The sequence below is a fragment of the Bacillus cereus group sp. MYBK101-2 genome (genome assembly GCF_051918845.1).
GTDB lineage: Bacteria > Bacillota > Bacilli > Bacillales > Bacillaceae_G > Bacillus_A > Bacillus_A paranthracis.
On sequence record NZ_JBQAIE010000013.1, the window covers coordinates 18166 to 31144 of the forward strand.

The window sequence follows — 12979 nt, forward strand, 5'->3', positions numbered from 1 at the left end:
AGAGCACCCTTTGCTAAGAGTGCTCTTAAAAAATATATAATTATCCAGTTATATATATAATTGCTCCGGCCACAACTGCTACTTTTCTCCGTAATGGTTTCATCTTATTCACCTTTATGTTTCTAATTAAGCTTTAAACTTTTGGTATATGCTTCCTATCATATTTCTTCGTATAGGTTTCTCCATCTGGAGTAACGAATTGTAATACAATCTCACCACAAACTCCATCTAGTATTTCAAATTCACCTACTGCATTTGAAATACTGCGTTCCTTACCTTTAATAGAACCTTCATAAATTTTCACATTAAATATAGGTTCGTTATTTTGACCTATGATAATACCTCTTGAATACTTACCAACGGCAATGCATTTCTTTTTTATAATAATTAGTCACAACTATAGCTCAAATTATTACAACGGTACACACAAACAAGAGAATTATTTTACGCCTCACAACAAACCTCCTTATTCATTTTATTCTTTTTTAAATTGAAAATTTAGACGTTCCACTTGTTTGATTTCCTCCACTACTTTACGAATTCCTTCCTCAATCCTATCTTCCTTTACATTCGATACGTTTAACTTTAATAGTCTTTGTTTCGGAAAACCTCTCACATAATTTTTATCAATCGAATCAATACTGATTTGTATTTCACTTAGTCTTTGTATCAACATGTCCGAAATACTTGTTTTATGTACTTCTAAACAAGTATGGATTCCAATTGTATTTTGCTTTTTATATGTGAATAAAAGCGGGTTTTCACTATGCATTCTTTCTAATGCTTCTGCTAGTTTTTTAGATCTGTTATTATAGGAAGATTGAATTTTATTTTTATGGCGTTCGAACATGCCACTCTTTATATAAATTTCTAAAGCAGCTTGGGATATCATTGGGCTATCTATATCTAAAATTTTTTTATATGTATGGAAAGCACTCGAAATAACCGGTGGAATAACTGCTACACCAACTCGTAAACCCGGAAAAATAATTTTAGAATAACTTTTCAAATATATGACATGATTACTATGATCCAAGCTATATAACGGATCGGCTTTTGAATCTGTTTCTAAATCTGCTAAATAATCATCTTCTACTATAAATACATTGTATTTCTTAGCTAATAGTACGATTTTTTCTTTCTCATCTTTAGAATAAGAGGTTCCAAGTGGATGATGATATCTCGGTATTGTATAAAAGAATTTTATTTTACCAGTTCGAAAAATACGCTCCAATTCTGTTAAATCAATACCTTCATTCGTACGTTTAATACCGATTACAGGAACTTTATTTATTTCTAGATATTCTATATATAAATGATACGTTGGCTGTTCAACTAATATTGTTTCATTTTCATTTGAAAATGGTATAGAAGTTAATATTGCAAGTGCCTGCTGCACACCTGACGTTATAAAAATATTGTCTTCTTTCGTGAACACTTGATAATTTGCCAACTGTTTTTGAATGACTGGAATTAAAGATGGTAACCCTTTCGGTGTTCCGTATACGAACAAATCATTTTTATAAGTATCGATTGCCTTATTCATACAATGCTGAAAATCTAAATACGGGAAAACATCAGGATCTGGTGCTGAAGAAGCGAAATCAATTATCTCTTTATTTTCTATAGTACTCCCAGATTTCTTAACAACGTAGTATCCACTTTGAGGGACAGAATATATAATGTGACGCTTTTCTAATTCATGAAGCGCACGTATAACTGTTGCCTTATTACATTCATATTGTGTAACAAGCGATCGTATAGACGGTAATTTCTTTCCTTCTTTTATTTCTCCATGTTGAATCATGTTTTCTATATCATTAAAAATACGTAAATACTTATACATTTTACACCTCCTTCAGCAATTTTGTATTTAATTACATCGATTTTTCATCCATATAGCATTCATTCCTCAATTAGTTAATTTTTCGATTATCTATATCGTAAATCCCAATAGCATATGAATCATTTTCAATCCATTTCTTTACTGCTTCTGTTTTAAGTACACCTTCAATCTCTTTTTCTATTTTCTGCCCAAGTTCCCTCGTTCTTACTTCATCATCGCTAATCTTAGTTTTTATATCAATGGTAACAGGTTGATTCTTTTTATAATTTATTTGCTGAATCCCAAACCCTTCATATCCATTTTTTCTGAATACGTCATCAAATATCTGTCCAAAAACTAACTCCCATCTATGCTCTGCATTTACAATCTCCTTGTTTCTTTGAGATATATTTACTTTATAAGACATAATGCCTTGAATTTGCAATCTTTTATTAATTTCTTTTTTTATTTCATTAGCATTTTCGCTATCAGCAATCTCTAAATCTACTATTCTTGCTTTTTCATCCCATTTAACAGCACTAAAAAAAGATTCCTTCTTTACCGCTGCTGTAGCAATATCCATAACTATAGAATCTTCACTTTTGGATTCTTCCATTTCAGGCTCACAAGCACACAATAAAGCAATTGAAAATAAAAATACAATCAACTTCTTTCCTCTGTTCATTGCACTTCCCTCCGTAAATTTTCATTTACGATAACCTTTTACTTTCACATATAAATACCTTCTATAATTTTTAAATTTAACATTATTTCACATTTTCTCCTCTTAAAAAGGAAATTACAATTAATAAATAGAATATCTCCATGAATAAATAAAAAGTGAGGGATATGTCATGCAGCACTTAAATACGATTGATATTAGTAATGTACTAGAATTAGAAAATGCTCTTTCTACTTTATTAAATGAAGAGATTTCTTCAAAACTAGAGCTTGAAAACTGGTTAAAAAAGCAATCTACAGTCATTTGGGAAATTGAAGAACAATTAAGATCGCACTATATCGCCTTTCAATGTAATACGGATAATAAAAAAATAAAAGATACTTTTGAATATGATCAGCAATTTGTAAGACCTCTTTTGAAACGTTATCAAAATTCATTTGATAATAAATATTTAGAGTCTCCTTTTCGAATGGAACTTGATCCAAAAACGTATAGCTTACTAGATAAAAAAATTAAGAATGCGCAAACATTATTTTGTGAAAAGAACATTGATTTAGAAATAAGCGAAGACAAATTAGTAACCGAATACTTCGAAATTACAGGTGGTTTAACTGCATTATGGGACGGTGAAGAGAAAACAATTACTGAACTACAGTCTTACTTACAAGATCCGGATCGTCATATGCGAAAAAAGGCAAAAACGCTTATTTCCGAAAAGTTTTTATCTGTTGAAAATAAATTACAACATATATTAAATGAATTAATTGCAATCCGTCACCAAAAGGCGAAAAACATTCAATTAGATAATTATCGTGATTATATGTTTAAAAAACATGAACGATTTGATTATACGCCTGAAGATTGCTATGAGCTTGCCGAATCTATTCGTAAATACGTAGTACCACTTATCGATAAAATATATAATAAGAAAAAATCTGAACTTCAAGTAGAAAGTCTTCGTCCATGGGATTTAAAAGCAACCGCACCAAATCAAAAAGTATTAAAACCTATTGAAAAAGCGAGTGATTTAATCGAAAAAAGTTCTCATATTTTACACAAACTTGACCATGAATTTTCCGCATTACTGGAACGTATGCATAAAAATAATTGCTTAGATTTAGAAAGTCGTAAAGGAAAAGGACCAGGAGGATTTTGCGAATATTTACCTGCTTCTCAATTATCTTTTATTTTCATGAATCTCAATCATACACATTATGATGTTACTACTTTCCTCCATGAAATGGGCCATAGTATTCATAATGATTGTATGAAGCAGTTAGAACTTCAAAAGTATTTAGAAATCCCTTCAGAATCAGCTGAACTAGCTAGTATGACAATGGAATTGTTTTCGATGGAGTATTGGGATACTTTTTATGAAAATAAAGAAGAATTTATAGAAGTAAAATTAGAGTTCTTTAAAGATATTGTTAAATATTTGCCACAAATGCTTATAGTTGATCAATTCCAACATTGGATGTATGAAAATCCTAATCATACAGCTAAAGAAAGAAATGAAAAATATTTAGAATTACATAACACTTACCAATCGAATGTAGTAAATATTGAGGGGTATGAAAATTGGGTTGCAACTGGCTGGTTACCTGTGCTACATATATTCGAAATACCATTCTATTACATCGAATATGCAATTGCACAATTTGGTGCGCTGCAAATGTATAAACAATATAAAGAAAATCCTAAACAAGCACTTGAAAATTATAAAAAAGCCTTATCATTAGGTAGCTCTAAATCTTTAACGGAAGTATATGAAGCAGCTGGAATTCGTTTTGATTTTTCTGGCGAAATAATTAAAGAACTAATGTTATTTGTAGAGGGAGAATTAGAGTTACTTGAACAATTGTAAAAAGAAAGCTGTTCCTATATTTTAGGTTCAGCTTTCTTCTTTATTTTATTAATCAGCTCTATGTACTGAGAATCCCCATATCCGATTGTTGGAAATAGCTGAAACAACTTTGTTAATAATTCTTGAGTTGATAAATCTTTATTTTTAGAGAGAAATTTCATTACAGTATTATCTTCTGTTAGCATTTCTAAATATAAATCTATAGCCTGATACATTACAGGTGGTACCTTATAGAAAGTCTTTTTATGATTTACTAATACTTCATTGTATACCGAAGAATAATTTCCTAATTCAAGTTCAATTTGATTTACTTTAAATTCATCTTCTCTGAAGCTATTTAAGTATACCTTCCCTTCATAAAACGACTGTTCAAGATAAGTAAGTATGGTAAGTAAGTTCATTTGGCAGAACATATCTTCACCAAACCATAAAACAATACATTTATACTCTTTCGTAAAAAGTTTCTTTAATGGATCTATAACCTTTTTTGTGTAACTTTCTACTGAACTGTTATGTCCTGCTGCCCTTGTCTTAATAAATTCTTCATCAAAAACTAGTGTAGTAACTCGGTTTACACACATCGCTTCATTAAATGGTGCATAATCAGAATCACCCATTAGCTTTTCGTTTTTAAATTCTTCATACATAAGTTGACCATTTAATATGTTAAGTACCTCTTTATCAAATAGCTCACTCTTCCTATTTCGCAACTGTTCAACCTCTAATTTTCTAGAAATATTCATATTAAACGCCCCTTCTTTATTTAAATTTAGTTTAACAAATGATTGAATAGGCATTTTGCTAAGTTGGTATTCTTTGGGATTCATTCCAAAAACATTTTTGAAAGCTCTACTATAAGCTTCTTGGGAAGAGTAATCGTAATCCAATGCGATCTCAATTATTTTCCTACCAGTCTTTAAATCTTCTGTAGATAAATACAACCTTCTAAGAAGAATATAATGTCTAATACTGAAACCCGTTACTTGATGAAATTTAAAAGAGCAATAATAAGGAGAATACCCCATATAACGAGATAATTCATCTAATGAAAATCCCTTTTTCAAATTGCGCTCAATCCAATCAATCATCTGCTGTATATGTTCATTCATTTCCTTCACTCCTTATATAAAAGTATAAGAGAAGTGCGTTTCATTCTTTTGATATTTCTTGTGTTTTAAAACATGAGCCATTCTATAAAATCTATATATGAGTATTAGTTTTATATTTTTTACCTATCTTATTTTGACATACCTTCTATTCATTTTTCAATTTAGTGTTAATTCGTATGCTGGCAAGACCTAACTAATTATTAAAGGTCAATTTACATCATATTTCATTTTAAAGGATTTCAAAAATGAAACTAGAATTTTGTAAAATAAGATTCTTTTAATTCTCTAATTAAAAAATAAAAGTTTAGAAAGGACGTTACAATGAACAAACTAGAAAAAGAAAAACTTCAATTCATAAATGAACTATATCCGCTGAATTTTATTAACATTAAACCAATAACAAATGAGATGTATGAATGTCTCACAGATCAAGGAACATACTTCATTAGAATTACAAACTACAAAACATATGAAGAACAATTAGAAGAAGTTACATATACGAATTTTTTATACGAAAACGGTTTAGATGTTCCACCAATACTCCCTTCTTTACAAGGGAATCTTGTAGAAAAATTAACATTAGACAAGGAGCTTTTTACAGTATTATATAAAGCTGCTCCTGGTATACATTTACCAAGGTGCGAATGGAATTCTACTATATTTAAAAAACTTGGTCAACAAATCGGAAAATTGCATCGTATATCTAAAATCTTTGAAAAAGCTAAACCGGTTAAATATATTAACGACTGGTATGAGAATGAGGAATATAATTTCCTTAAGTATATTCCTCAAGAAGAAACTACTATTAGGGAAATTGCATCTAAAGTTTTAAATTCTATAAAAGAGCTACAAAAATCCACTTCAAATTACGGCTTAATTCACGGAGATTTATGGCTAGAAAATATTTTAGTTGAAAACAATTCAACCATAACAATGATTGATTTTCAAGATTGCGAAAAACATTTTTACCTATTCGATTTAGCTGTTCCTATTTATAGTGCTTTAGAATATTCATTTGCTGGAAATGGGAATATCATTGACTATGAGCATTCTATTACAAAAGCTCTATTTGAAGGGTATCAAGAGGAAAATGAACTACCTAAAGAGATGATCGAGAAGTTTCCATTGTTTATTAAATTAAAGGAGATTTTTGAATATAGCTTAATGCACATGTATTGGGATAAGGAAGAATTAACTGAGGAACAAGTACGGATAATGAATCTTTATAGGATGAAGATTGAAAATAAATATACGTATATCAAAATTTAAAAATGCTGTTGTTTAACTAAGTTTCCTTGTAGTTAAACAGCAGCAATTATTAATTATCTACTAGACAACCTTTTTTACAACTTATAAATACTGATTCAAAAGTTTGCTCAAATACACTTCATTTTGCGGCGATACTTTCTCGGTAAATCTAGCTACGCTAATAATAGGAGCCCATTGAAAGATCTCCCCTCTTGTTAGGTCGGTATTACGGCAATATATTTGTAAATACATTTCTGCTAATTCTATATGAGACTGCGCATATAATAAATATGTACGAAACACATCTGCACGAATATCACCTGAACAAGCATCTACCCAGTCTATAATACTTACATTCTTTTCACTTAAAATTAGATTAAATGGATGGAAATCGCCATGGCATAATCTAGAATCAAATTTGATTGAATGTAACTTATTCAATATATTTTCCTTTTGTTTTTCATCCAATTTATGTACAGATTTAATTTGACGCTCTAACCTTTCCTCCATTGCTTCCATTTCACCCGTATTCACACGTATAGCGTGAATCTTTTTTTGTTCATTCACACAAATATTTATATAATACTCTGCCTCATTTAGATTATTAAGCAGGAGATCACCTATACTGTCCCCTTTTACGTATTCCATAATAATTGCCTGTCTATTTTGTATCTTAGTCACTTCAAATACGTTTGGAACTGATAACCCGCATGAATACGCATATTTTTGTTTTTTTGCTTCATTCATAGACTCTGTATTTGGGAGGTAATCTTTAAATAATTTCATAATCTTATTATCATACAGATAAATTTCCGCTGTGTTCCCTTTTGCTATCGGATTTTCTAAATTCAATTCATTTCTCTCCTTACAGTAAAATAAGCTAGCACCTTATACTCCTTTATAAATTCAGTGTAATAAAGCTAAAACCCTTCTCCATGAAAATACAAAAAACTTACCACTTTCCATCCTTAAATAGAAAGTGGTAAGTTTAATTTACTAGGAATATTCGAAGGAAAATGTGGTGTATGCACTATTGAAAATGCATATCCTTGCTCAATAAATGATACTTCATTATGTTTACATTGAAATGGTACACAATTTCTCTTAAAGTTAATTTGGATTTGCTGTAAAAATGCAGGATCTGATGTTCCGAAAGAAACATGCACTTTCGGTGGTAAAGCTTTCATCTCAATCGGGATCCATGGTCTCTGCCACCAAGTTGCAACAATATATGCAGTGCCACCTATAACAAAGTTAAAAATATCCCCATCTTCCATCGTTTTCATATTTAGATTTGATTTTAACCATTTCGTAAAAACAGGTACACTTTGAACGGGAAGACCGATTTCTCTTACATATAAAACGTTTAATGGTGAATGCGGTATTAGTACATCTTCTTTAACATAACTATGTGCGATAATTTCGAGTAGATTTCCATCACCATCTCTGAAATATAAGTTGAATCGGCCGCTCTCTTCATCAATTGTATGACCATCTTTCCATTTCACAATGAGTAATCCAGACTTTTCAAGCCATCTTGCAGTTTCATGAAATTTTGAATATGGAATCTCAAAAGCAAAGTGCGCAGGTGCGATTGGTTCGTATACTTCTTGAAAACTAATTGTTGTGTATGGTGTTACTTCAAATTGAATAAAAGATGCCGTTTCTTTTTTTATTGGAAAAGATAATATGTCCTTATATACTTGTTTTACCCCTTCTATGGAAACCGTTTGTAATTTTATATCTGATATATGTGTAATCACGTTACATTCCCCCTTGTTTCTTATTATCTATTCGTATTGTATTACAATTATAAATAGATAAAATCAAACGGAAGGATTGATTTTTCAAATAAACACTACAACTTTAGTATGATTATATTAGCTTCTTTCATTGTTAATATAGTATTGTTTCCATACAAAAAAGCTGCCTTTCCTTAAATGAAAAGCAACTTTACATTAAAACACATTATGATTTTACAGCAATAATCATAAACCTTTTTGAATTTGTACGAATCCCTTTTTCAGAACTATTTGCATCAATGAACTTTTGTAAAATAGTAAAATCCTCTTCTTCTTCTCCAAATCTAGGAATAATAGGTGTATGTTTTAATAAGAAAATGAGATCTTCAGGAGTGCTATAATAATCAGTAACATCATATTCACGTACTTGCACGAGTTCAAATCCTGCATTTATAAGTTCACCCATATACTTTTCTTTTAGAGTTCCATCTCTTTCGTCTAAGCATTGTCCTCTTCCAAAAGCCTCTTTCAGGTTCAATTTATCATGTTCGCTAACTTGTTGCGTTAAAAACAAAGCACCTTTTTTCATTACTGTTGCTAATTCGGATGCTATAAATGGCGCGTGACAACTAGAAACAATATCAAAATGCGCATGTGGAAACGTTAAAGCTTCAGAATCCATTTGAAGAAACTCAATATTTTGTACATCTGCTTTTCTCAAATTGGAATGTGCTTTTTCAATCATACCGTTAGAATTATCTATCCCAACTAAAAATTTAGCCGAAGATGCTATATGAAGTACATTTTCTCCTCCGCCTGTACCAACATCTAGTAAAACATGTGATGGCTTGCATCTTTCTTTTACCTCTCTATAAAAGTCCCATGAATCTCCTACAGTTTCACATTTTATTTTACTAAAATCCCATCCATTTAATCTTCCTACTTTATCATAAAAGTTTTTGTATTCTAATTCGTTCATTTTATGTGTTCCCCTTTGTTGATACATATAAATTAAAATGAATATTGATTATTTATTCTATATTTGTAAGCCAAGCTTCATAAAACGCTTGAACAGTGCGATATCTTTTACTTTTTTCTTTATACAGCGCTTTTTTACATATATTATATAATTCTTGTGTGCTTTCCCATTTTTCATAGCTTTTATCATTTTTTCCGCCGATAAAAGCAAAAGCAATTCCGGCTAACACATACACATTCGTTTCGCTTGTAATTTGTGCATGCAGTTCATATTCCTCCGGTGCTTTAAAGCGAGTTGTTCCCCAAAAATCCTCCCCAATTTCATTGAATACAGGTGTTTTTTGAAAGAAATCAATATCACAAATCGTCAGTTTTGATTGTTCAAAATTATATAAAATACTACCGTCATAAAAATCAACCATGACATATTCTAATGACTCCACGTAAGTTGCAAACTCTAAAATTTGTGTCAATATGTTAAGTCTCTCCGTCACGGATAATTGTCTTAACTTTACAAAAGGTGAATTTGGTGAATGGTGCTTTTCAAACGGCGTAAAGTCCCAATGGTTGTGCATGCACTCCCCATCAATCCAATGAAACTTTAAACAAAATCCATTTTGCATTGGAATGGAATTAATATATGGAATTAGTAAAGGATGTTGAATTTGTTCATACACTTCTTTTGCTTTCATTAATCGCTGGATTGCATCCTCTATATTACCTTTGTACTCTAAATTGCGTGCACCAGCATACTTCAAAAAATAACGTTTTCCATTTTCAATAATACCAAAACTAATATTCCCTGAATCTTGCTGATCAAAAACAGTAAACACTTCTACATCCTTTAGCCAATCAAAATTATGATCCTCAGCCAATGTTATAGGGTATTGATTTTTTCCAATTTTAATATTTATCATGAATTGCTCCTAGCTTTGAGCAAACGTAGTTTATAGAGGTATGATACGCATACTCAAATTATTTTTACCTCATTTTTTATTGTCTTTTGTTTGTTCATAAAACATCACTCCTTTCAACTAAAGTCCCTTTATTCAACAACTACCAAAATCTTCTTAATTTCTATTATATATTATAAAATACAAATTATAAGGAAAATATATTTCATACACACATTTAGTTTACATAATATTTTTATAGTTTATTTATATGTATAATCTACATCTCCCCCCAACCACACATACTATCTAAAACAGTACAAACTGTTTTTACATTCTTCATTTTCTCGTTAAAATACATCTGAAAAGTAGGATTCACCGAAAAATTACAGAATTCTATATATAACAAGTATAGGACGGATGATTTTCAAATTCCTCTATAATAAAGGTGGTATAAATAGTGTGAAACTTAAACAAGAACAAAGACTTACCGTAAAGACAACTTTCTCTAAAGAATACAAGATTTTTATTTTCGGTTTACTCATTTCAAGAATTGGGGATTCACTATACACATTTGCGTTGCCTTGGATTGCCTATCAATTAACCGGTTCAGCTGTAATTATGAGTTCTTTATTTGCTATTAACATATTGCCAATCGTTTTATTTGGCCCTTTAGTTGGTGTAATAATTGATCGTTATGATCGAAAAAAGTTACTGTTGGTAGCGGATATTACTAATATTATTTTAGTAAGTCTTGTTCCAATACTACATTCATTACATCTATTAGAAATCTGGCATTTATACATAATTACTTTTATGTTAGCAGTTATGTCCATGCTTTTTGATGTAACAACTGTTACAGTCATTCCGCAAATTGCTGGAGCATCCTTAACGAAGGCCAATTCTTTTTATCAAATGGTTAATCAATTGGCTAGTTTATTTGGTCCAATGATAGCTGGGGTTTTCATTTCTTTTATTGGCGGCTTTCAGATGCTTTGGATTAATGTTCTTTCATTTATTGCAACATTAGTTGCTGTGATGTTATTACCGTCTATGAAAATCACAAATAAAAAATGTGAAGATAAAAATACACTTCAAAATGTACTATCTGATTTGGTTAATGGATGTAAATGGCTCAAAAATGACCGTTTAAATTTAGCTTTATCTTTTCAAGCTATGATTGGAAACTTTGGAGCAAGTGCGGTTTTAGGTGTGTTCATGTATTATTTACTATCCACATTGCAACTTACGCCGGAACAAAGTGGCTTTAATTATTCACTAATTGGAATAGGCGGGCTCTTAGGAAGTTTGATTGCAGTTCCTTTAGAAAAGAGATTGCAGCGCGGCATACTAATCCCTTTACTCTTATTTGTTGGGGCAATTAGCTTAACTTTTGCGCTTTGGAGCACATATTGGCTCGCTCCCGGAATTGCTTTCGGTGTTGCAATGACTTGTAATATTGCATGGAATACAATTGTAGCCACAATTCGTCAGGAAACAGTTCCATCAAATATGCAAGGAAGAGTTTTAGGATTTTCACGTGTACTTACACGATTAGCTATGCCACTCGGGGCATTAGTAGGAGGCATTATTTCAGCTTATAATCCTGTCTTTGTATTTGCTTTAGCTGCTTTTACTAAATTAATTGAAGTCTTTATTGCTTTATATAGTCCGATACGAAAACTATAATAGTAGGAAAGATAATTATGATTGGTTAATTGCAATTACGGATAAGTTTATAAAGAAAAAAGGCATATTATAATGCCTTTTTTCTTTACAATCATTTAACTGGATAACAAACTTCTGTAACCCACTTATTAGGATCCGACTCCATTCCTGGACTCACATGATAAATATTAAACATCGGGCCTGCTAATTCGTAACCTTCTGTCTCAATCCATTTTGCCGCAGCTTCATTTACAGCTGTCATTTGTTCATAACCTCCATTAACCGTTATAGAAGCTACATTAGTTGATTCCATATTTTTAAATGTAACGTCTTTTGTATTTTCGTGCTTTCCTAGAATACTTAGCTGTATTTCTATATCTACATCATTTTCTTTGTATTCACGATCATGGAAAACCGCAATATTATAACTCGGATGGTCAATACTAATATTCTCCATTTGAATTTCTTGCATTAATATACTCCATAAATCACCTTCGCAATTATACGATGGAATAATCTTTCTAACACTAGCTACAGTTCTTTCTGGAATTTCTTTTATTGAAACATGATAATTCATCTCAACAACATCCTCTCTCATCGTTTTCATTGAGTCTTCGAGGAGACGTAATTGTTTTTTGAGGTTAGTCATGTCTTTTTTAATTTGAGCACTACGATTTAAAAACTGCTCCTTAATACCATCTATATTATCGCATTCTATTATTTCTTTAATGGTAGCGATATTAAACCCCATACCTTTTAATGTTTGAATTTGATTTACTTTTTTTAATTGGTCTGCTGAATAAAATCGATATCCACTCAGCTCATCGACTTTTACTGGTTGTAATAATTCCACTTTGTCGTAGTGCCTCAACATACGAATACTAATGGAAGATAGTTTTGAAAAATCCCCAATTTTAAACATATTTTCCTCCTATAAATTACATCTACTTCGAAGCTCAACTTTATCTTA

The 12979-nt window shown here is 30.8% G+C and carries 11 protein-coding genes and 1 pseudogene; 3 read left to right on the top strand and 9 right to left on the bottom strand.

Going from position 1 to position 12979, the window contains the following annotated elements; translation table 11 throughout:
- Positions 1-133: 133 nt before the first annotated feature.
- From ACTFSI_RS21245 to ACTFSI_RS21255, 3 genes and pseudogenes are all read right to left on the bottom strand, one after another.
- Positions 134-401: pseudogene (locus tag ACTFSI_RS21245) on the bottom strand (carboxypeptidase regulatory-like domain-containing protein).
- 74 nt (positions 402-475) lie between these two features.
- Positions 476-1846: an aminotransferase-like domain-containing protein gene (locus ACTFSI_RS21250; RefSeq protein WP_044792405.1), complete on the bottom strand. Its 1371-nt coding sequence runs from the start codon at positions 1844-1846 to the stop codon at positions 476-478.
- A gap of 70 nt (positions 1847-1916) precedes the next feature.
- Entirely contained in the window at positions 1917-2510 is a 594-nt protein-coding gene (locus tag ACTFSI_RS21255; RefSeq protein WP_044792407.1) for a DUF4030 domain-containing protein, read from the bottom strand.
- Positions 2511-2679: 169 nt separating this feature from the next.
- Here ACTFSI_RS21255 and ACTFSI_RS21260 point away from each other — a divergent pair, with 169 nt between their 5' ends.
- A complete protein-coding gene (locus ACTFSI_RS21260; RefSeq protein WP_001164188.1) occupies positions 2680-4371 on the top strand; it encodes a M3 family oligoendopeptidase in 1692 nt (563 codons plus the stop codon).
- A 14-nt stretch (positions 4372-4385) separates the two neighbouring features.
- Here ACTFSI_RS21260 and ACTFSI_RS21265 read toward each other — a convergent pair whose 3' ends face one another.
- The gene (locus ACTFSI_RS21265) at positions 4386-5480 is read right to left on the bottom strand and encodes a helix-turn-helix domain-containing protein (RefSeq protein WP_138321962.1); all 1095 of its coding nucleotides are present in this window, start codon (positions 5478-5480) and stop codon (positions 4386-4388) included.
- A gap of 321 nt (positions 5481-5801) precedes the next feature.
- On the opposite strand from ACTFSI_RS21265, the gene ACTFSI_RS21270 reads away from it, so the two are divergent.
- Positions 5802-6749, top strand: coding sequence for a phosphotransferase enzyme family protein (locus ACTFSI_RS21270; RefSeq protein WP_197225406.1), 948 nt, complete (start codon positions 5802-5804; stop codon positions 6747-6749).
- Between the two features lie 81 nt (positions 6750-6830).
- Here ACTFSI_RS21270 and ACTFSI_RS21275 read toward each other — a convergent pair whose 3' ends face one another.
- From ACTFSI_RS21275 to ACTFSI_RS21290, 4 genes are all read right to left on the bottom strand, one after another.
- Entirely contained in the window at positions 6831-7580 is a 750-nt protein-coding gene (locus ACTFSI_RS21275; RefSeq protein WP_138321964.1) for an aminoglycoside phosphotransferase family protein, read from the bottom strand.
- Between the two features lie 116 nt (positions 7581-7696).
- Complete coding sequence (locus tag ACTFSI_RS21280) at positions 7697-8491, bottom strand: VOC family protein (RefSeq protein ID WP_138321965.1); 795 nt, start codon at positions 8489-8491, stop codon at positions 7697-7699.
- A gap of 205 nt (positions 8492-8696) precedes the next feature.
- The gene (locus ACTFSI_RS21285) at positions 8697-9449 is read right to left on the bottom strand and encodes a class I SAM-dependent methyltransferase (RefSeq protein WP_138321966.1); all 753 of its coding nucleotides are present in this window, start codon (positions 9447-9449) and stop codon (positions 8697-8699) included.
- A gap of 52 nt (positions 9450-9501) precedes the next feature.
- On the bottom strand, positions 9502-10365 hold the full coding sequence (locus tag ACTFSI_RS21290; protein ID WP_070806089.1) for a serine/threonine-protein kinase: 864 nt from the start codon (positions 10363-10365) through the stop codon (positions 9502-9504).
- 438 nt (positions 10366-10803) lie between these two features.
- Between ACTFSI_RS21290 and ACTFSI_RS21295 the strand changes: the two genes are divergently transcribed.
- A complete protein-coding gene (locus ACTFSI_RS21295) occupies positions 10804-12030 on the top strand; it encodes an MFS transporter (RefSeq protein ID WP_138321967.1) in 1227 nt (408 codons plus the stop codon).
- Positions 12031-12121: 91 nt separating this feature from the next.
- Here the strand turns inward: ACTFSI_RS21295 and ACTFSI_RS21300 are convergent, their stop codons facing one another.
- Positions 12122-12931 (bottom strand): MerR family transcriptional regulator, encoded by an 810-nt coding sequence (locus tag ACTFSI_RS21300; protein WP_138321968.1) that lies wholly within the window; start codon positions 12929-12931, stop codon positions 12122-12124.
- Positions 12932-12979 lie beyond the last annotated feature (48 nt).